The following is a 19,818-nucleotide window of genomic DNA, read 5'->3' as shown; positions in this document are numbered from 1 at the left end:
CCGGACCGGCGCTACCCGGGGCTCCGGGCAGGACTCGGAGCCCCGTCGGCCGGTCAGCTCTCCGCCCCCGCCTCGACGGCGTCCGCCACCTCCGCCACCCGCTCGCGCTCCTCCACCGCGAACCGCTCGGCGTCGAGTTGCTCGGCGATCTCCTCGTCCTGCGCCATCAGCAGGTCCAGATTCGAGTCGCCCATCTCGAACACGCCCATGTCGACATAGGCCTGCTGAAGGCGCTTGCCCCACAGCCCGATGTCCTTGACGCAGGGGACTATGCGGGAGAACAGCAGCCGGCGGAACAGGGCGAGGAACTCGGACTGCTCGCTGTACTCCTCGGCCTCGGCGGTCGGGATGCCGAAGTTCTCCAGCACCTCCACGCCCCGGAGCCGGTCGCACATCAGATAGCAGCCCTCGATCACGAACTCCTCCCGCTCGCGGAGTTCGGCGTCGGTGAGCTGTTTGTAGTAGTCCCGCAGCGCCATCCGCCCGAAGGCCACGTGCCGGGCCTCGTCCTGCATGACGTAGGCGAGGATCTGCTTGGGCAGGGGCTTGTCGGTGGTGTCCCTGATCATGCCGAAGGCCGCCAGCGCGAGGCCCTCGATCAGGACCTGCATGCCGAGGTAGGGCATGTCCCAGCGGCTGTCGCGGAGTGTGTCGCCCAGCAGCGCCTGCAGATTGTCGTTGATCGGGTACAGCATCCCGACCTTCTCGTGCAGGAAGCGGCCGTAGATCTCCGCGTGCCGTGCCTCGTCCATCGTCTGGGTCGCCGAGTAGAACTTGGCGTCCAGGTCGGGGACGGATTCGACGATCCTGGCCGCGCAGACCATCGCGCCCTGCTCGCCGTGCAGGAACTGGCTGAACTGCCAGGAGGCGTAGTGCCTGCGCAGCTCGCCCTTGTCCTTGTCGGTCATCTTGGCCCAGTGCTTGGTGCCGTACAGGGACATCGACTCGTCGGGGGTGCCGAGCGGGTCGTACGGATCGACCTCCAGCTCCCAGTCGATGCGCTTCTGCCCGTCCCACTGCTTGTCCTTGCCCTTCTGGTACAGGGCCAGCAGCCGGTCGCGGCCGTCGTCGTACTCCCAGCCGAAACGTGCCGCGCCGGTCGCCGGCACCTGCCAGAGGGGGTCTCCCGGATCTGTGGCGTACAGGTCGAAAGTCGGCATGCTCCGCAGGCTCACACGTAGTAGACGCGGGGTCAACAAGTCGCGCGCGAGGGATTGACGACCTTGCTGACAAGCAGTCTCATAAGAGCGGACGACGTACCCCCGGTAACGAGGTGAGGGACCGATGACGACCCTGACGGAAGCCGACGCGCTGGACGGCCTGCGCGATGCACTCGGCCTGCTCAAGGACCGCGAACAAGTGGCCGAACGCCTCCTCGCCTCCTCCGCCAAGCACTCCTTCGACCCCGACAGGGAACTGGACTGGGACGCACCCTTCGAGGACGGCAAGTGGTTCTGGCCGCCGGAGCTGGTCTCGCTCTACGACACCCCGCTGTGGAAGCGGATGAGCGAGGAACAGCGGATCCTGCTCTCCCAGCACGAGGCCGCGGCGCTCGCCTCGCTCGGGATCTGGTTCGAGATCATCCTCATGCAGCTCCTGGTCCGCCACATCTACGACAAGGCGGCGACGAGCGCCCACGTGCGCTACGCGCTCACCGAGATCGAGGACGAGTGCCGCCACTCGAAGATGTTCGCGCGCCTGATCTCGCACGGGGGTACGCCCTGGTACCCGGTGGCCCGGGTCCACCAGAACCTGGGCCGCCTCTTCAAGACGATCTCGACGACCCCCGGGTCCTTCACGGCGACCCTGCTCGGCGAGGAGGTCCTCGACTGGATGCAGCGGCTGACGTTCCCGGACGAGCGGGTGCAGCCCCTGATCCGGGGCGTCACCCGCATCCACGTGGTGGAGGAGGCCCGCCACGTCCGCTACGCCCGCGAGGAGCTGCGCCGCCAGATGATGACGGCGCCGAAGTGGTCCCAGGAGTTCACGCGGGTCACCTCCGGTGAGTTCGCACGGGTGTTCTCCGTCGCCTTCGTGAATCCCGAGGTCTACACGAACGTGGGCCTGGACAAACGGGAGGCGATGGCGCAGGTGAAGGCGAGCGGGCATCGCCGGGAGGTCATGCAGACGGGGGCGAAGAAGCTGACGGACTTCCTGGACGACATCGGGGTGCTGCGGGGGGTTGGCAGGCGGCTGTGGAGGTCGTCGGGGCTGCTGGCGTGAGTCGGGGCTGAGCCAGGGGTCGGGGCGCTCGCCCGCGCTGGCGGGGTGCCGCCTGCGCCCACCCGCGCCGTTCGGCTCAGCTGGACAGCCTGCGGCGCTGCAACGCCCCAAGGGGCGCGGGGAACTGCGCGATCAGCCACGACGGGCCCGCAGCCGCCCAAATCCCAGCACCTCCCACGGCGACTAGGCTTCCTTCCATGACCCCCGCCGCCCCCGCCTACCGCCGCCTGAGTGTCGAGGAGCGACGCAGTCAGCTCCTCGACTCCGCGCTGACACTGTTCGCGCACCGCGCCCCCGAGGACGTCTCCCTGGACGACGTGGCGGAGGCGGCCGGGGTGTCACGGCCCCTGGTGTACCGGTACTTCCCGGGCGGCAAGCAGCAGCTGTACGAGGCTGCCCTGAGGTCGGCCGCCGAAGAGCTCCAGCAGTGCTTCGACGAGCCCCGCGAGGGCCCCCTCCTCCCCCGCCTCGCCCGTGCCCTCGACCGCTACCTCGCCTTCGTCGACGAGCACGACGCCGGCTTCAGCGCCCTGCTCCAGGGCGGCAGCGTCGTGGAGACCTCGCGTACAACGGCCATCGTCGACGGAGTCCGCCGCGCCGCCGCCGAGCACATCCTCAGCCACCTGGAGGTCACCGACCCCGGCCTCCGCCTCCGCATGACCGTCCGGATGTGGATCACCGCGGTGGAGGCGGCCTCCCTCATCTGGCTCGACGAGGACAAGCAGCCCCCCATGCAGGAACTGCGGGACTGGCTGGTCGACCAGTTCATCGCCGTCCTCTCGGTCACGGCGTCCCGGGATCCGCAGACCGCCGCGCTGGCCGAGAAGCTCGCGGCGGATGGCTGACACTGGTGCCGTGAAGAGCGAAGACACCCCCTTCGAGGGCGGCCCCATGGACGGCCGCGTGCTCCCGGTGCTCCTGGGCATCACCGGCCACCCGCCCAAGACGTACCGCATCCCCGTCCCCGACCCGCACGGCGGCCCGCCCACGGTCCTCGTCTACCGCCGCGTCCCGCGGACACCGGGCTCCCCCGCGGGCCTCACCGGTCTCACCCAGCGCTGGAAATACGTATATGCCGCCGAAGGGGAAAAAGGGGCGGGCGGGCAGAGCCGCCGCCCGAACTGGCCGTGGTCCAGGCCGGACAAGCCGGATGCCACGCCGCCCGGCAAGCCGGATGACACAGACGGGTGACCCGGTTACGCCGACCCGCGCACACCTACCGCGCGAACCCGGCGCGCCCGCCCGATGCTCGCGGTGCGGAGCAGAGAGCCTCTCCGCACCGGAGGTGATGACGTGTCAGGAAGGCTACTGCGTTTGGCGTGTACGGCAGCGACGACGGCCTGCACGCTCCTCTCGCCCATCCCCGCGACGGCGGCCCCCGAACCTCCCGAACCACAAGAGCGGTCCACGGCCGAGCTCCTGACAGATCTTCAGCGGCTGTACCACGAGACAGAGCAGGCCACGGAGGCCTACAACGCCACCGAGGAGAAGCTGCGCAAGCAGCGCACCGAGGTGACCCGCCTCGACGCCGCCCTGGCCCGCGCCCGCCTCTCCCTGCACGACAGCCGGGGCGCGGCCGGCCGGCTGGCCCGCCAGCAGTACCAGAACACCACCGACGTCTCCCCGTACGTCCGCCTGCTCATGGCCCGCGACCCGCAGCGCGCCCTGGAGCAGGGCCACCTCATCGCCCGGCTGTCCCGTGAGCGTGCCGAAACGGTCGGCCGCCTGACCGGCGCCGAAAAGCAGGCCGACGAGCTGGCCCGCAAGGCCCGCAAGGCCCTGGACGGCCAACTCGCCCTCGCCGAGCGGCAGAAGAAGGAGCGGGACACCGTACTGAAGCGCCTGCGGAAGGTCGAGGAGGTGCTGGCCTCGCTCACCGCCGAACAGCTCACGGCCCTGGCCGCGTTCGAGAAGCAGGGCGCCTCGAAGGCTCAAAGGGCCTTCATGGCGTCCGGTGCCCTCGCCGAGGAGGACCGCAAGCCGTCCCCCGAGGCCCGCCGGGCCATGCGCTACGCCAAGCGGCAGCTGGGCAAGCCGTACGAGTGGGGCGCGGAGGGTCCCAGGACCTACGACTGCTCAGGTCTGACGTCGAAGGCCTGGGCCCACGCGGGCACCCGTATCCCCCGCACGAGCCAGGAGCAGTGGGAGAAGCTCGACCGCATTCCGCTGACCGAACTGCGCCCCGGCGACCTGGTCGTCTACTTCCCGGACGCCACCCACGTGGCCATGTACCTCGGCAAGGGCAAGGTGATCCAGGCGCCACGCACCGGGGAGAAGATCAAGATCTCCCCGATCGCGTCGAACCCGGTCCTGGGCGCCGTACGCCCGGAGATCAGGAACCGGAAACCTCAGCGAGGTAAGCCGCGGTCTTCTCCGGGTCATAGAAGTAGCTCTCGAAATCGGCCGGGTCGTTGAACCCGTTGGCGAACCGGTCGGCGACGGGCGGCAGCTGGCCCGCCGCGCCGATGAGGTTCAGGATGTGCTCCGGCGGCGGCGCCAGCATGGCGTTCGTCCACTTGGTCACATGCTGTGCCGTGGCCCAGTACCGGTCGAAGGTGCTGCGCATCCACGCCTCGTCGAACTCCTTGTCCCCGTGCTCGACGATCGAGGCGAGGTACGCGGCGGCGCACTTGGACGCGGAGTTGGAGCCCTGTCCGGTGATCGGGTCGTTGGCGACGACCACGTCGGCGACACCCAGCACGAGACCGCCCCCGGGCAGCCGCCCGATCGGATTGCGCACCGTCGGCGCGTACCGCCCGCTCAGCGTGCCGCCGGCGTCCGTCAGTTCCACCTTCGTGGCCCGCGCGTACTCCCACGGCAGGAACGTCTCCATGAGTTCCAGGGTCAGGGAGAGGTGCTGCGCCGGGTCCTTCACGCCGTCGAAGACGTCGAGCGGCCCGCCGGGTATGCCCTCCCAGAACAGGATGTCGGCGCGCCCGGAGGTCGTCAGACACGGCATCACGAAGAGCTCGCCGACGCCGGGGACGAGGTTGCAGCGCACGGCCTCCGTGTCCGGGTGCTCGGGACGTGGGCCGAGTCCGTGGACGTACGACACGGCCAGGGCGCGCTGCGGCTCGCTGTACGGGGACCGCTCCGGGTCCCGCCCGAACATCTGGACGAGCTCGCCCTTGCCCGCCGAGACCAGCACCAGGTCGTACGTACGGGAGAAGTAGTCGAGGTCGCCGACGGCCGCGCCGTGGATCACCAGCTGTCCGCCGCGCTGGGCGAACGTCTCCATCCAGCCGGCCATCTTCACTCGCTGGTCGACCGACTGCGCGTACCCGTCGAGATGCCCCAGCCAGTCGATCGCCCGCTGGGTCGGGCCGGGGTCGTGGGAGCCGGGGGCCGCCACCGAGACGCCGAGTCCTTCGATCTTCGGGGCCTGGGACTCCCAGAAGTTCAGCTGGAGATCGCGCTCGTGCTGCAGTGCCGTGTGGAACATGCACTGCGTGGACATGACCCGGCCGGAGCGGATCTCGTCCGCCGTCCGGTTGGACATGAGGGTGACCTCGTACCCGTGCGACTGGAGTCCGAGGGCGAGCTGGAGTCCGGACTGACCGGCTCCGACGACGAGTATCTTCCGCATGCGGGTGGTGTCTCCTACGGGGATCGGGGACTACTCGGGGGTGACGTCCAGTGCGTGGCCCACCAGGGACAACAGGGTCTCGATGACCGAGATCCGGCGGCGCGCGTCCATGATCATGACAGGTATGTGTGCGGGAACGGTGAGGGCCTCGCGCACGTCCTCCGCCGCGAACAGCTCGCTGCCGTCGAAGTGGTTGACCGCGACGACGTACGGCAGCCCGGAACTCTCGAAGTAGTCCAGGACCGGGAAGCAGTCCTTCAGCCGCCGGGTGTCGGCCAGGACGACGGCACCGATCGCGCCCCGCACGATGTCGTCCCACATGAACCAGAACCGCTGCTGGCCCGGCGTGCCGAACAGGTACAGCACCAGGTCGTCGTCGAGCGTGATGCGGCCGAAGTCCATGGCCACGGTCGTGGTCAGCTTGCCCGGCGTCGAGGTGAGGTCGTCGGTGTCCTCGCTCGCCTCGGTCATCAGCGCCTCGGTCTGCAGGGGCGTGATCTCCGAGACGGCGGTGACCAGCGTGGTCTTGCCGACACCGAAGCCGCCGGCCACGACTATCTTCGTGGCGATCGGGGCGCGGGTGCGGTCCGTCTGCCAGGACTTCAGATCCTCATCGGTGGCTGCCCCGATATCAGTGACTGCACCGGTGTTCTCAGAGACGACGGAGTCCACTCAGCACCCTTTCGAGCAGAGCGCGGTCCGGACGTCCGGTGCCGTGACCGGTGCCGGTGCCGTACACACGGATCTTTCCCTGGTCCGCCAGGTCGCTGAGCAGCACGCGGACCACGCCGAGCGGCATCTTCAGCAGCGCGGCGATCTCGGCCACCGTGCGCATCCGGCGGCACAGTTCGACGATGGCCCGCATCTCCGGCATCACCCGGGTGCTGAGGGAACCATTCGTCAGCTCCTTGCGCTCCTCGGGAGCCTCCAGCGCGGCCGTGCTGCCGACGAAGGTCTCGACGAGCAGGACATGGCCGAAGCGGGTCCGGCCGCCGGTGAGCGAGTAGGGACGCACCCGGGCGGCCTTGCGGTCGCCGCCGCGGACGGGGAGCTGGGGCCTGCTGTTCGGGGCGTTGCTCATCGGGTACTCCCTGCCGCCGCGGTCTCCAGGGATTTCCGTAGCTCGCTGCGGAGTTCGGGGGTGAGGACATGGCCGGCGCGGCCGACGAAGAGCGCCATGTGGTAGGCCACCACGCTCATGTCGCAGTCCGCGGAGCCGTGCACACCGAGCAGGGAGCCGTCGCTGATCGACATGACGAACAGGCTGCCCTCGTCCATCGCGACCATCGTGTGCTTCACGCCGCCGAACTCGATCAGCTTCGCGGCGCCGATGGTGAGGCTGCCGATGCCGGAGACGATGGTGGCGAGGTCGGCGGCGGAGCCGCGGGGGCCGGTGGGCCTGTCGTTCCTGGCCTCGCGGGCCGCTTCGTTGCGGGCGTGGTCCGAGGAGAGCAGGAGCAGGCCGTCGGAGGAGACCACTGCGACCGACTGGATGCCCGGCACCTCCTCGACCAGATTCGTCAGCAACCAGTGCAGGTTGCGGGCTTCACTGCTCAGTCCGAAGGTACTGGGCGCGGTCAACTGCTTGCCTCCTCGACTGTGCCCCCCGTGGCTGCTTCGGATTCACTGCTGGGTGTTGCGTTCTGGCCGGTCTGTTCGGCGATCTCCGCCTGTACGTCGCGGTAGCCGGCCTCGGCTCCCCGGCGGAAGCCGCCGAGCCTTCTGCGGAGGGCTTCGGCATCGACGCCCCCGGTCCGCGGGCGCGGGGCCTGGGCGGGTGCGGTGATCTTCGGGGTGCGCTTCGGCAGGCCCTTGTCGGTCACCTGTTCCTCGGGCTCCTCCCCCTCGTCCCGAGCACGCTCATGCGTGTCCGGGCCGATCGCATAGGGGTCGGCCGCCCGCGCCTCCTCGGTCTCCGTCTCCTCGTCAGGGGCCGAGGCCTGCTCCGGGATCAGGAGTTCCATGGTGGTCTCGGCCGGAGTCTCCGGTTCCGGTACGTCCTTGTCGGCCACGTCCTGTTCGGCGCCGCCGGTCTCCCGTACGGCCCTCTCGGCCAGCGCCACCAGTGGGTCCCCACCCTTGGAGCGGCCGCGCAGAACGTTGGAGTTGGCCTCGGCGTCGGCGCCCGGCAGGGAGAAGGAGTGCGTGCCGCGGGCCGACACGTCGGACGGGACCGCGGCCGCGGGGGCCGCCGCCAGCAGCCCCCTGGGCAGGACCGCGACCGCCGCGATGCCGCCCTGCTTCTGCTCGCGGAGCTGGACGCGGATGCCGTGGCGATGGGCGAGGCGGGCGACGACGTACAGGCCGAGGCCCAGGCCGTCCTCGCCCTCCTGGTCGTAGGAGGCCTCGGGGTCGAAGTCGGCGAGGCGGGAGTTGAGGCGGGACAGGCGGTCGCCCGTCATCCCGATGCCCTCGTCCTGGACCGAGAGCATGACCTCGCCGTTCTCCAGCAGCCAGCCGGAGATCTCGACGGGCAGGTCGGGCGGGGAGAACGACGTCGCGTTCTCCATCAACTCGGCCAGGAGGTGGGAGAGGTCGTCGGCCGCGAAGCCCGCCACGTGCGCGTGCGGCGGGAGGGCGGCGATGCGGACGCGCTCGTACCGCTCGATCTCGCTCACCGCCGCACGGACCACGTCGATGAGCGGGACCGGTCCGGCGTGCTGCTGGACGTGCTCGGTGCCGGCCAGGACGAGGAGGTTCTCGCTGTGCCGGCGCATGACCGTGGCGAAGTGGTCGAGCTTGAAGAGCGTGGCGAGCCGGTCGGGGTCCTGCTCGCGCTCCTCCAGGCCCTCGATGACGGCGAGCTGACGCTCGACGAGGCCGAGGGTGCGCAGGGCGAGGTTCACGAAGGTGGAGCCGATGGTGTCCCGCAGGCGCTCCATCTGGGCGGCCGAGGCGGCGAGTTCGGCACGCAGTCCCTCGCGGGCGTCGGCCATCTTCTGGCGCTGGCCGACGAGGTGCTTGCGGTCGGACTCCAGGGTCGTGATGCGTTCCTGGAGGGCGACGGCGTGCGCGTGCAGGGCGTTGACGGAGTCGACGACCTGGGCGAACTCGTCCTTGCGGCCGGTGAACTTGACCGGTTCCTCCACCGCCGGGTCCTCGGCCCCGGCCAGGCGCGCGGAACCGAGCCGGAGGACGGCGAGGGGGCGGGTGAGGCTGCGGGCCATGCCCGTGGCGACGCCGACCGCGAGCAGCATGAGGGCACCGAGGATCGCGATGCGGATCTCCAGCGCGGTGACGTCGTCGTCGCGGAGCTGTTCGAGGTCCTTGGTACGGCGGTCGAAGAGGGCGGACTCGACGCCGCTCATGGCGTCGACGCGGGCGGAGAGGGCCGCTTCGGCGCGCCGGGTGTTGGTGGCGAGGTCACGGTCGGAGAGCGTGGCCTGGTCGGTGAGGGCCGTCAGATACCGCTCGGCGCTGTCCACCTCGGGGCCGGTGACCGTGGAGTCGTACGAGGCACGCGCGCTCTGCGGGGCCGTGTCGCGGAAGTCGGCGAGGGCGGCGTCGGAGCGCAGGCGGGCCTGCTGGGCGGCGGCGCTGAGGGCGGCGCGCTGCTTGGCGTCGGCGTCCGTGGAGGTCTTTTGAGTGGTCGCGACGCCGGTGAGCGGGTCGATGACGGTCTCGGTGGTGGTCGGCACGCTGAGGGCGGCGAGCAGCAGCCCACGGGCGGCGGCGGCCTGCTGTACGGCGGAGTCCAGCTCGGCCAGCGCATGGGCTCCGGCGCCCGCGCGGGGCGGCATCTGCTCGGCCAGCCGCTCGGCGAGGCGGTGGAGTTCGGTGATGGTGGCCGAGTAGGCGCCGTGCGCTTGCAGCGCGGTGCTCTGGCCGGTGAGCGCGGCCCGGCGCACGGCCGCGATGCCGTCGAGGTCGTCGCGCAGCGAGGCGGGGGTGTCGGCGTCCTCGGCGCGCAGCTCCTCGACCTGCCGGTCGACGCGGGCGCTGCGCTGCTCGCTGGGCGCCTTGGACTTGGGGCGCCCGGCGGCGATGTACGAGGTGACCTCGTCGCGCTCGTCGGCGAGGGAGTGGGCGAGGGTGAGCGCGTCCTCGGTCTGCTCGGCGAGGGTCACCAGCTTCTGGGAGTCGTGCAGTTGCCCGGAGGCGGCGACGACCGAGGGGACGCCGGCCCCGGCGATGGCGGCGGCCACGACGGCCACGGCGACGATCAGGCGGTTCCGTACGTGAGTCGGACGCCCCTTGCCGGCCGGTGTGACGTCGGTGGTGGTGCCGGGAGTGGGCTGGGCGCCCCCTGCGGAGGCCGTCTGCTTGCCTGAGCGACGAGGCCGCATCTTCTGCACCGGTGCTCGCATTCCTGACTCGTGATACCCATGGGTCCGGATGACGCTTCGTCAACTACCGCCGACCGTACGCACACCCCTCCCCCAAGCTCGCGACTTGGTTCGAGCAGGGGGTGCCCTCACCGGATCCCGACCCTCCCAGTGCCGGTGGGCAACGGCCGCGCATCACCTGACCCGCCACCCGAAGGAGTGAACCCCGGAGGAGAGTTGGCGGGCAAGTTCCTCTGGCGCACGCACATGCCTTGCGCGGCGGGCCGGTTGGACGTCGGCGGCAGGCGATGGCAGTATTCGCCGCCACGCCTTGCCGGAGCCAGCCATTCCACCCCAAATCAGACGCCTGACCTGCGGGGCTGTACCCATTTGGCAACCGATGAAGCCCCTTCGCGAACCTTGTGAAGGCCTCGTGCAGACTGGCCGGATGCGAACTGAGCTTGTTTCGGAGCCCGGCGACGAGGACCGCCCCAACGAGGACTTCGCGAGTGTCGGTCTTCCCGCCTCGGGACAGGGCGGCGTCCTGGTGGTCCTGGACGGCGTGACCCCGCCGAGGGGTGAGACGGGCTGTCTGCATTCCGTCCCCTGGTTCACCGCACGACTCGGCGGAGCCCTGACCGAACTGACCGTTTCACTCCCTGATGTTCCCCTCACCGACGCGTTGGCCCGCGCCATCGCACGTACCGCCGAGGCCCACGCCGAAACCTGTGACCTTTCTCACCCACGCACCCCACAGGCAACAGTGGCTCTGGCGCGGTGGTCGGCGAAGACCGTGGAGTACCTGGTCCTGTCGGACTCGGCGCTGCTGGTGGAGTCGGCGGACGGCACGATCACGCCGTACCTGGACGACCGCCTCGCACGCCTGCCGCGAGCATCTCTGGCCACGGACGCGCTGATCGACGCGCACCTCCGCAACAAGGAGGGCGGCTTCTTCACGGCCGCCGCGGATCCGTCGGTGGCGGGGCGGGCGGTGTCGGGGGTCCTGGCGCGGGGGGACGTGCGGCGGCTGGTCGGGCTGACGGACGGGGCGAGCCGGTGGGTGGAGAAGTTCCGGGAGGGCGGCTGGGAAGACTGCTTCACGTTCGTACGGAAGGAGGGGGCGCGGGCGCTGGTGGACCGGGTGCGGGCGCTGGAGCTGGCCGATGCCGCGGAGCGGACGTATCTGGGGCGGAGCAAGACGCACGATGACGCGACGGTCGTGTACGTGGAGTTGTGACGACGGCCCCTGCCTGACCGGCTGTTCACGTATTACCGTCGCAGGCAGTTGCGTTCGCGGGCACAGGGGGGCTGGGACATGGCTGGGACTTCGGGAGCCGTCAGGGCGCTGACGTGGGTGGCGGCCGCCCTGTGTGCGGCGGGCGCCGTCGCGCTCGTGCTGGTGGCCGTGCTGGTGGATCTGGACACCGCCGACCGTACGGCGAGTGTGGTCGGGGCGATCGCGAGCCTGGCAGGGCTGGTCGTGGCGGTGGTCGCGCTCGCGGGTAACGGCGGTGCGGGCGACCGCCGTATCGTCCGGGCCCGGGGACGGAACGCCACAGCGGTGCGCGGCAGTGTCGTCGGCAACACCTTCGGCGCCAACAGCAAGGTGTCCGGGGCGGTTTCCGGGGCGGTTTCCGGTCCGGCCCCGGGCGCGTCCGGGGCCGCCGGAGCTTCCACCGGCGAGGTCGCGGCGCGTGGCACAGGCGCCTTCGCCGCCGAAGGGGACGTCGTGGGCAATGCCTTCGGGGAGGGCAGCGAGGTCGAGGGGCAGTGACGTTGTTCTCGTGGCTGAAGCGGGGATCTCGTACGGCTGGAGCCCCCTCCCCCACCGGCAGCGGTGCGCAACCGGGGAGCGTCGACGTCAGTGGCGAGGGCGCCATGGGTGCGGGCCGCGATGTGGCCGGCAACGCGATCGGGCCGTACAGCACCGTGCTGCACATCCAGCAGCTGGTACAGCAGTTCGGCACGGTCGGCGCGGATCACAAGCCCCTGGAACCCGCCGACATCGAGACCGCGGTCGGCGACTACGCGACGCAGGTGCGGCACCGCTACGGACGGCTCGATCTGGAGGTGCTGATACCGACCGGTGAGGGTGACAGCCACCCGCCCGTGCAGCTGCGGGAGGTGTTCGTGCCACCGCTGCTGCGCGCCGACCCGCCTCAGCCGGATCTCCCGCCCGAACTCCACAAACGGCTGATCGCCAGCGGTGAGCTCCCACCCGAGGAGGAGCTCCCGCCGGGTATCAGGAAGGACTCGCTGGAGCGGCTCCGGCAGGCTTATCTGGACCGCCCGCCCGTACCGCTGCTGGACGTCGTCACGGACCCGCAGTCAAAGCGGCTGGTCCTGCTCGGCGACCCCGGGGCGGGCAAGTCCACGCTGGGGCGCTACCTGGCCCTCGGACTGACGTCGGTTACTCCCCCGGAACCCCTGGCCGCACTGACGGGCTGGCTGCCCCTGGTGGTGGAGCTGCGCAAGTACGCCGAGGCACAGTGGCGAGATCGGACCTTCGAGGACTTCCTGGACCACCTGCACCGCATGGAGCACATGTCGGTGCCCCGCGGTGTGCTGGACGCCTGCCTCCGCGGCGGCCGCGTGCTACTGATCTTCGACGGCTTGGACGAGCTCTTCGATCCGTCGGTGCGCGAGGAGGTGAGCCGCCGGATCGTCGGCTTCGCAAGCCACTACGAGAACGTCCGGGTCCTGGTGACATCGCGGGTCATCGGCTACAAGGGCGCTGTCCTGGACGGGGCCGGCTTCAAGCACTACATGATCCAGGACCTGACCGAGCAGCAGATCGGCGAGTTCGCCAAGCGGTGGTACGACACCGTGTGCCGGGAGGATCCCGCGCTGAGCGAACGTCTGTGCCACCGGATCACGGCGGCGGTGACCCACTCGCGTCCGGTACGGGAACTCGCCGGAAACCCGCTGCTGCTGACCATTCTCGCCGTCATCGGCCGACGGCAGGAACTCCCCCGTGACCGGCAGGGCGTCTACAAGCACGCGGTGAGCGTCCTGATCGCCCGCTGGGACCAGGAGACCAAGCACCTCAAGCCGAACCAGGACATCGAGGCGCTGAAGTACCTGGACGACAAGGACCGGTACGACCTGCTGCGGCTGCTGGCCCGGCGCATGCAGGACGGGGAGGGCGGCATCGCCGGTAACCACATCCACGGCCCGGAGCTCGAGACCACGTTCCAGGGCTACCTCCAGGACATCCTCGAACTGCCGCAGCCGGAGGCCCTGGCGGCGGCCCGGGAGATGAAGCGGCAGTTCCAGGAACGCAACTTCATCCTGAGCCGCTTCGGCGGCGAGGTGTACGGCTTCGTGCACCGTGCGTTCCTGGAGTACCTGGCGGCGACCGACATCGCCCGCCGCTACGCCGCCCGGGAATGGAACGAAGAGGAACTGGTCAGGCAGGTATTCGTCCGCCGGGCGCCCGACCCGAACTGGCACGAGGTTCTCCTGCTGCTCGTCGGTCTGATCGAGGAGGAGGTCAGGGTCCAGGACGCAGCCCGGGCGATCGACGCGCTACTGGAGTTGCACGATCAGTCCAGCCGACATGACCCGAAGATGCTTGTGCTCGCTGTACGGGCACTGGCGGAGATACGCAAGATCGGCCAACTCGGCCCGCAGAGCAGGGCCGTGGTGAACTCCTTGATCGACTACTTCGAAAGCCCGCGCTACCTGAGCCTGTCCGGCGCACTGCCTGCGCTGGCCACCTTCTCCGCGCACTGGACCGGACGTCGACGCCTCCTGCGCTGGTTCCACGTTCGAGGGCAGTTCCACTTCGGCGACAGGGCGTGCGTCGAAGCGGCTTGCACCCTGTACCACGAGCCGGAGGTCCCGGCTCTTCTGGCCCAGCACGCCTGGTCGGAGGAGCTTCGCAGCGCGACCCTGCGTCTGCTTGCCGACCGTTGGACCGCCCGTCCGGGCATCCGTTCCCTCATCCTCGACCGGGCCGTCGACGACCCCGACGCAAGTGTCAGGGGTACCGCACTGGGAGTACTGGCCCAGCACTGGGCCACCGATCCGGGCACCCGTTCTCTGATCCGTGCCCGCGCGGTCGAGGACACACACGACCAGGCCCGCAGCTCCGCCCTCAGGACACTGGCGAACAGCTGGGCCGACGACGCGGTGGTCCACCAGCTCATCCGCGACCGTGTCATGAGCGACACCAGCGATGCTGTCCGGCGCACGGCGCTGAGGATGCTGACCAAGCACTGGGCGGAGGACTCCGGCACCCACTCTCTGGTCCGCACCATCGCTGGGGGGAGTGACGACCCGGTCATGCGGAATGTGGCACTGGAACACCTCGGCGAGCGCTGGGCGGACCGATCTGCCGTCCATGCGCTGATGTCCGAGCGCATCACCCAGGACCCCGACGAACACGTGCGCAATACCGCCACGCGGTTTCTGGCCGAGTACGGTCGGGACAGATCGGACACGTACGAGCAGATCCGCGACCGGGCCGTCAACGACGAGGACTGGGTGACGCGCGATGACGCGTTGGAGTATCTCGTCGAGCACTGGGCCGACCGACCGGAAACACTCGCGTTGATACGCGAGCGCGCGGTCGAGGACGACTACTACTACCCACGTCGCACCGCTCTCACGTTCCTCGCCGAACGCTGGCGCCACGAACCGGGAGTCGAGGAACTCATCGAGTCCCGCGCCGTCAACGATGACGACAGCGCCGTCCGTTCCTCAGCGCTGGCCAGTCTGGCGCAGCACTGGCACGACGATCCCCGCACCCATGCCGTCGTGTACGACCGCGCCGTCAGCGATGACGAAACAGAAGTCCGCGTGGATGCGCTCAGCCTCCTCGCCACACACTGGCTCGACCGGACCGACACACTCGCGCTGATACGCGCGTATGTCATCGACGGGTCGGACGACTACCTGAGAGGCGCCGCCACGAGGATTCTCGCCGAGCGCTACCCGGACGAGCCCAGCACTCATGAGCTGATCCGCCACCGCGCGGTCGACGGGGATCCGACCGCACTCACCATGCTTGCGAACCACTGGGAGAACGAACCCGGTACGCATCAGCTGATCCGCGACCGTGCCACCGGCGACAGCACGAAGGCCCGAGAGACCGCGCTCGGACTGCTCGCCAAGAACTGGCGGCACGAACCCGGCACATACCCATTGATCCGCGAAAGGGCCGCTCAAGACCCGTACGAGGACATCCGGGGCACCGCGATTGACCTGCTTGCGGACCACTGGTCCACCGAACCCGGTTTCGCCGGGCTGATCCGCGACCGCGCCGTCCATGACCCCTCACCGCACATCCGGATCCATGCCCTCCAGTGGTGTGCTTGGGAAGAGCCCTCAGATGACACCCTCGACCTCGTACAAGACCGCCTGACAAGCGACGCCTCCCCCGAGGTCCGCATCGCCGCCGCCCGCATCCTCACCTTCGCCTGGCCCGGCCACACTGACACGGCCGCCCTGCTCGACGAACGGGCCCGGAACGACGAGGACGTGAACGTCCGCGAGGAGGCCGCCCGCGCTCTCCCCGCCGCAAGAGCGCTCGCCCCCGTCCAGGACAGGCTCCCCTGAGCCGGCCCCGGCGCCCCTACTTCTCCATCCCCCGGTTCAGCCGGTTCAGCAGCCGCGCCAGCTCCGCGACCTCGTGCCGGTCCCAGTGGGACAGCTGCTCGACGTAGCGGGCCCGCCGCGCCTCGCGCACCTTCTCGACCCGGCCCCGCCCCTCCTCCGTGAGGTGGACCAGCCAGGCCCGCCCGTCCGCGGGGTCCGGCTCCCTGGCGACCAGCCCCAGGTCCTCCAGGGCGCGCAGCTGACGGGACATCGTGGCCTTGCCGACGCCGATGTAGGCCGCGAGTTCCGTGGCCCGCTGGCGCCCGGACTCACCCAGCCGGACCAACAGGCCGTACGCCGCCGACTCCAGGTCCGGATGGACCGCGCGCGCCATCTCGCCCTGCTTGGCCCGGGCCCGCCGGAACAGGACCGTCAACTCGCGCTCCAGGTCGAGGAACTCGGGCCGGCCCATACCGCTACCGGAGGCTCCCCCGGTGGGGGCACCCCCGGACTCGACTCGCCGCCCGTCGCCGTTTCCGTCTTCGTGCACGTCAGCCTCTGCCTCGCGTTTCCCGTCCTGAAAGTTTCCGCCGACCGCCGTCATCGCCGCTGCTCTGCCAGTATTTCGCAGGCTCAGACCAAAGGCAGCCTCCGGACCCCCTTCCACCTGCGCTTCTCCATGCCTAGCTTCTCTACCAGAGGCTGACTGGCATGAACACGCCACAGCTGCCATCCCCCGGCGCCCCGCGTTTCCCCACCGAGCACCACCGAGCCTTCGGAGGCACGCTATGCCCGTGCACAGACCCGAACCGCTCCGCCCGCGGCGCCCGCACCTCGCCGGGCTCCTGCTCACCGCCGTCCTCGCCCTCACTCTCGCCACACAGCCCTCCCCCGCATCGGCCGACGACGACATCCCGGCCCGGGGCTCCGCCCACATGGGCATGGGCGTCGCCGCCCACGACGGCGCCCACGGCCTCCCCTCCGGCGCCCTGGCCACCCAGCCGGAAGGCGTGGACGTCTCCAGCCATCAGGGCAACGTCGCCTGGTCGACCCTCTGGAACAACGGGGTCAAGTGGGCCTACGTGAAGGCCACCGAGGGGACGTACTACACGAACACCTACTTCACCCAGCAGTACAACGGCTCCTACAACGTCGGCATGATCCGCGGCGCGTACCACTTCGCCACCCCGGACACCACCAATGGAGCAACCCAGGCCAACTATTTCGTCGACCACGGCGGCGGCTGGTCCCGCGACGGCAAGACCCTGCCCGGCGCCCTCGACATCGAGTGGAATCCGTACGGCGACGACTGCTACGGCAAGACCCCGAGCGGGATGGTCACCTGGATCCGCGACTTCCTGAACCAGTACAAGTCCCGCACCGGCCGCGACGCCGTCATCTACACCACCACCAGCTGGTGGACCCTGTGCACCGGCAACTACAGCGGCTTCGCCTCCGCCCACCCGCTGTGGGTCGCCAGGTACGCCTCGACGGTGGGGGAGCTGCCGGCGGGCTGGAGCTACTACACGATGTGGCAGTACACGTCCTCCGGACCGACGGTCGGGGACCACAACAAGTTCAACGGGGCGCTGGATCGACTGCAGGCGCTGGCGAACGGCTGACGTACGGCGAAGGCCCGGGCCTCCCTCACGAAAACCCGGGCCTTCCCTTTCCGGCCGCGTCCGTCACGCCGCGACCGGAACCTCCGGCGCCGCGCCGTTGGTGGCCGGCGACAGGGCCAGTTCCAGGACCTGGCGAACGTCGGTGACGGCGTGGACGTCGAGCTTGTCCAGCACCTCGGCGGGGACGTCGTCCAGGTCGGGCTCGTTGCGCTTGGGGATGATCACCGTGGTGACACCCGCGCGGTGCGCGGCCAGAAGCTTCTGCTTCACGCCGCCGATGGGCAGGACACGACCCGTCAGCGAGACCTCGCCCGTCATCGCCACGTCCGTGCGGACCAGGCGGCCCGACAGCAGTGACGCCAGTGCCGTCGTCATCGTGATGCCCGCGCTCGGGCCGTCCTTCGGCACCGCGCCCGCCGGGAAGTGGATGTGCACGCCCCGGTCCTTCAGGTCGGCCACCGGCAGTTCGAGTTCGGCGCCGTGGGAGCGGAGGAAGGACAGGGCGATCTGCGCCGACTCCTTCATGACGTCACCCAGCTGGCCCGTCAGCGTCAGGCCCGCCGCGCCCGTCTCCGGGTCGGCCAGGGACGCCTCCACGAACAGCACGTCACCGCCCGCGCCGGTCACCGCCAGGCCCGTCGCCACGCCCGGCACGGCCGTACGGCGCTCCGCCGGGTCCTGGGCGGACTCGGGCACGTGGTGCGGCCGGCCGATCAGGCCGCGCAGGTCGCCGTCCGTGATGGTGAACGGCAGCTTCTGCTCACCCAGTTCGTGCTTGGCCGCGACCTTGCGGAGCAGCCTGGCGATGGACCGCTCCAGGGTGCGCACGCCCGCCTCGCGCGTGTACTCACCGGCGAGCTTGCGCAGGGCGCCCTCGTCGATGGTGACCTCGTCCTTGTCCAGGCCTGCCCGCTCCAGCTGGCGCGGGAGCAGGTGGTCACGGGCGATGACGATCTTCTCGTCCTCGGTGTAGCCGTCGAGGCGGACCAGCTCCATACGGTCGAGCAGGGCCTCGGGAATGGCCTCCAGGACGTTGGCCGTGGCCAGGAAGACCACGTCCGACAGGTCCAGCTCCACCTCCAGGTAGTGGTCCCGGAAGGTGTGGTTCTGAGCCGGGTCCAGCACCTCGAGCAGCGCCGCCGCCGGGTCGCCGCGGAAGTCGGAGCCCACCTTGTCGATCTCGTCGAGGAGCACGACCGGGTTCATCGACCCGGCCTCCTTGATGGCCCGCACGATCCGGCCGGGCAGCGCGCCGACGTACGTACGGCGGTGGCCGCGGATCTCCGCCTCGTCCCGGACGCCGCCGAGGGCGACCCGGACGAACTTCCGGCCCATCGCGTGCGCGACGGACTCGCCGAGCGAGGTCTTGCCGACGCCGGGCGGGCCGACGAGGGCCAGCACGGCGCCGCCGCGCCGCCCGCCGACCACACCGAGCCCCCGGTCGTTACGGCGCTTGCGCACCGCCAGGTACTCGGTGATGCGCTCCTTCACGTCCTCCAGACCGGCGTGCTCGGCGTCCAGCACGCCCTTGGCGCCCTGGATGTCGTAGGCGTCCTCGGTCCGCTCGTTCCACGGCAGTTCGAGGACGGTGTCGAGCCAGGTGCGGATCCACGAGCCCTCGGGCGACTGGTCGCTCGACCGCTCCAGCTTGTCGACCTCCTTCAGGGCCGCTTCGCGGACCTTCTCCGGCAGGTCCGCGGCCTCGACGCGGGCGCGGTAGTCGTCGGACTCCTCACCCTCCTTCTCGCCGTTCAGCTCGCGCAGTTCCTTGCGGACGGCCTCCAGCTGACGGCGCAGCAGGAACTCGCGCTGCTGCTTGTCGACGCCCTCCTGGACGTCCTTGGCGATGGTCTCGGCCACGTCCTGCTCGGCGAGGTGGTCGCGCAGCTGCTGGGTGGCGAGCTTCAGACGGGCCACCGGGTCGGCGGTCTCCAGCAGCTCCACCTTCTGCTCCGTGGTCAGGAAGGGCGAGTAACCGGAGTTGTCGGCGAGGGCGGACACGTCGTCGATGGCCTGGACGCGGTCCACGACCTGCCAGGCGCCGCGCTTGCGCAGCCAGGCGGTGGCGAGGGCCTTGTATTCCTTGACCAGTTCGGTGACGTGGCCGGGCAGCGGCTCGGGGACCTTCTCGTCCAGCCGCGCGCCCTCGACCCACAGCGCCGCACCCGGCCCGGTCGTCCCGGCGCCGATCTTCACCCGGCCGCGACCGCGGATCAGGGCGCCCGGGTCGCCGTCGGCCAGCCGGCCGACCTGCTCGACGGTGCCGAGCACACCCGTGCTCGCGTACGTGCCGTCGATGCGTGGCACCAGGAGGACCCTCGGCTTGCCGGGCTCCGAGCGGGCGGCGGCCTGCGCGGCCTCCACCGCGGCACGTACATCGGCGTCGCTCAGATCCAGCGGGACCACCATTCCGGGCAGCACGACCTCGTCGTCGAGCGGCAGCACAGGCAGGGTGAGCGGTGTGGACGTCGAACCCATGATCTCCCCTTCGGCAGTCAAGTTGAGTTATGCCGACTCAATGCACGGGAGACCTTGAATGTTCCCCGACCACCGTTCGCTGTGAGCGATCACCTTCTCAACG

The 19,818-nt window shown here is 70.2% G+C and carries 16 protein-coding genes; 8 read left to right on the top strand and 8 right to left on the bottom strand.

Annotated features, from left to right (window positions below):
- Positions 1-53: 53 nt before the first annotated feature.
- Positions 54-1,160 (bottom strand): ferritin-like domain-containing protein, encoded by a 1,107-nt coding sequence (locus ACIBU0_RS11240; protein ID WP_398815105.1) that lies wholly within the window; start codon positions 1,158-1,160, stop codon positions 54-56.
- A 124-nt stretch (positions 1,161-1,284) separates the two neighbouring features.
- On the opposite strand from ACIBU0_RS11240, the gene ACIBU0_RS11235 reads away from it, so the two are divergent.
- From ACIBU0_RS11235 to ACIBU0_RS11220, 4 genes are all read left to right on the top strand, one after another.
- The gene (locus ACIBU0_RS11235) at positions 1,285-2,223 is read left to right on the top strand and encodes a diiron oxygenase (RefSeq protein ID WP_398815102.1); all 939 of its coding nucleotides are present in this window, start codon (positions 1,285-1,287) and stop codon (positions 2,221-2,223) included.
- A 197-nt stretch (positions 2,224-2,420) separates the two neighbouring features.
- Positions 2,421-3,068: a TetR/AcrR family transcriptional regulator gene (locus tag ACIBU0_RS11230; protein ID WP_398815099.1), complete on the top strand. Its 648-nt coding sequence runs from the start codon at positions 2,421-2,423 to the stop codon at positions 3,066-3,068.
- 10 nt (positions 3,069-3,078) lie between these two features.
- Positions 3,079-3,414 carry a hypothetical protein gene (locus ACIBU0_RS11225; RefSeq protein WP_398815096.1) on the top strand — a complete coding sequence of 112 codons (336 nt, stop codon included), beginning with the start codon at positions 3,079-3,081 and terminating at the stop codon, positions 3,412-3,414.
- Between the two features lie 102 nt (positions 3,415-3,516).
- Positions 3,517-4,638 carry an NlpC/P60 family protein gene (locus ACIBU0_RS11220; protein WP_398815093.1) on the top strand — a complete coding sequence of 374 codons (1,122 nt, stop codon included), beginning with the start codon at positions 3,517-3,519 and terminating at the stop codon, positions 4,636-4,638.
- Here the strand turns inward: ACIBU0_RS11220 and ACIBU0_RS11215 are convergent.
- Genes ACIBU0_RS11215 through ACIBU0_RS11195 form a run of 5 tightly spaced genes read right to left on the bottom strand, consistent with a single transcriptional unit; the run spans position 4,556 to position 10,116 of the window.
- Positions 4,556-5,809, bottom strand: a complete 1,254-nt coding sequence (locus tag ACIBU0_RS11215; RefSeq protein WP_398815090.1) for a styrene monooxygenase/indole monooxygenase family protein — start codon at positions 5,807-5,809, stop codon at positions 4,556-4,558. The two genes, ACIBU0_RS11220 and ACIBU0_RS11215, sit on opposite strands and share 83 nt — an antisense overlap.
- Before the next feature lie 30 nt (positions 5,810-5,839).
- Positions 5,840-6,481, bottom strand: coding sequence for a GTP-binding protein (locus tag ACIBU0_RS11210; protein ID WP_398815087.1), 642 nt, complete (start codon positions 6,479-6,481; stop codon positions 5,840-5,842).
- On the bottom strand, positions 6,462-6,890 hold the full coding sequence (locus tag ACIBU0_RS11205; RefSeq protein ID WP_398815085.1) for a DUF742 domain-containing protein: 429 nt from the start codon (positions 6,888-6,890) through the stop codon (positions 6,462-6,464). Before ACIBU0_RS11205 ends, ACIBU0_RS11210 begins: the two co-directional genes overlap by 20 nt.
- Positions 6,887-7,390, bottom strand: a complete 504-nt coding sequence (locus ACIBU0_RS11200) for a roadblock/LC7 domain-containing protein (protein WP_398815082.1) — start codon at positions 7,388-7,390, stop codon at positions 6,887-6,889. The genes ACIBU0_RS11205 and ACIBU0_RS11200 overlap by 4 nt, the downstream gene beginning before the upstream one ends.
- On the bottom strand, positions 7,387-10,116 hold the full coding sequence (locus ACIBU0_RS11195; RefSeq protein WP_398815079.1) for a nitrate- and nitrite sensing domain-containing protein: 2,730 nt from the start codon (positions 10,114-10,116) through the stop codon (positions 7,387-7,389). Before ACIBU0_RS11195 ends, ACIBU0_RS11200 begins: the two co-directional genes overlap by 4 nt.
- A gap of 406 nt (positions 10,117-10,522) precedes the next feature.
- On the opposite strand from ACIBU0_RS11195, the gene ACIBU0_RS11190 reads away from it, so the two are divergent.
- From ACIBU0_RS11190 to ACIBU0_RS11180, 3 genes are all read left to right on the top strand, one after another.
- Positions 10,523-11,311 (top strand): protein phosphatase 2C domain-containing protein, encoded by a 789-nt coding sequence (locus tag ACIBU0_RS11190; protein WP_398815076.1) that lies wholly within the window; start codon positions 10,523-10,525, stop codon positions 11,309-11,311.
- Between the two features lie 78 nt (positions 11,312-11,389).
- Complete coding sequence (locus ACIBU0_RS11185; protein WP_398815073.1) at positions 11,390-11,848, top strand: hypothetical protein; 459 nt, start codon at positions 11,390-11,392, stop codon at positions 11,846-11,848.
- Positions 11,845-15,636 (top strand): HEAT repeat domain-containing protein, encoded by a 3,792-nt coding sequence (locus tag ACIBU0_RS11180; protein ID WP_398815070.1) that lies wholly within the window; start codon positions 11,845-11,847, stop codon positions 15,634-15,636. The genes ACIBU0_RS11185 and ACIBU0_RS11180 overlap by 4 nt, the downstream gene beginning before the upstream one ends.
- 16 nt (positions 15,637-15,652) lie before the next feature.
- Here ACIBU0_RS11180 and ACIBU0_RS11175 read toward each other — a convergent pair whose 3' ends face one another.
- Positions 15,653-16,165 (bottom strand): MarR family winged helix-turn-helix transcriptional regulator, encoded by a 513-nt coding sequence (locus tag ACIBU0_RS11175; protein WP_398815068.1) that lies wholly within the window; start codon positions 16,163-16,165, stop codon positions 15,653-15,655.
- Positions 16,166-16,403: 238 nt separating this feature from the next.
- Here ACIBU0_RS11175 and ACIBU0_RS11170 point away from each other — a divergent pair, with 238 nt between their 5' ends.
- A complete protein-coding gene (locus tag ACIBU0_RS11170; protein ID WP_398815065.1) occupies positions 16,404-17,237 on the top strand; it encodes a lysozyme in 834 nt (277 codons plus the stop codon).
- A 63-nt stretch (positions 17,238-17,300) separates the two neighbouring features.
- Here the strand turns inward: ACIBU0_RS11170 and lon are convergent, their stop codons facing one another.
- Entirely contained in the window at positions 17,301-19,715 is a 2,415-nt protein-coding gene (lon, locus tag ACIBU0_RS11165) for an endopeptidase La (protein ID WP_398815062.1), read from the bottom strand.
- Positions 19,716-19,818: the final 103 nt, after the last annotated feature.

Source organism: Streptomyces sp. NPDC049627, from assembly GCF_044465645.1.
GTDB lineage: Bacteria > Actinomycetota > Actinomycetes > Streptomycetales > Streptomycetaceae > Streptomyces.
Note: the sequence above shows the minus strand (reverse complement) of the source record. Positions and strands in the feature narration are given on the sequence as shown.

Coding starts and splice junctions, on each gene's coding strand:
- ACIBU0_RS11215 (WP_398815090.1), bottom strand. CDS start 5,809: ATGCGGAAGATACTCGTCGTCGGAGCCGGTCAGTCCGGACTCCAGCTC.
- ACIBU0_RS11195 (WP_398815079.1), bottom strand. CDS start 10,116: ATGCGAGCACCGGTGCAGAAGATGCGGCCTCGTCGCTCAGGCAAGCAG.
- ACIBU0_RS11230 (WP_398815099.1), top strand. CDS start 2,421: ATGACCCCCGCCGCCCCCGCCTACCGCCGCCTGAGTGTCGAGGAGCGA.
- ACIBU0_RS11240 (WP_398815105.1), bottom strand. CDS start 1,160: ATGCCGACTTTCGACCTGTACGCCACAGATCCGGGAGACCCCCTCTGG.
- ACIBU0_RS11190 (WP_398815076.1), top strand. CDS start 10,523: ATGCGAACTGAGCTTGTTTCGGAGCCCGGCGACGAGGACCGCCCCAAC.
- ACIBU0_RS11185 (WP_398815073.1), top strand. CDS start 11,390: ATGGCTGGGACTTCGGGAGCCGTCAGGGCGCTGACGTGGGTGGCGGCC.
- ACIBU0_RS11235 (WP_398815102.1), top strand. CDS start 1,285: ATGACGACCCTGACGGAAGCCGACGCGCTGGACGGCCTGCGCGATGCA.
- ACIBU0_RS11170 (WP_398815065.1), top strand. CDS start 16,404: ATGCCCGTGCACAGACCCGAACCGCTCCGCCCGCGGCGCCCGCACCTC.
- lon (WP_398815062.1), bottom strand. CDS start 19,715: ATGGGTTCGACGTCCACACCGCTCACCCTGCCTGTGCTGCCGCTCGAC.
- ACIBU0_RS11205 (WP_398815085.1), bottom strand. CDS start 6,890: ATGAGCAACGCCCCGAACAGCAGGCCCCAGCTCCCCGTCCGCGGCGGC.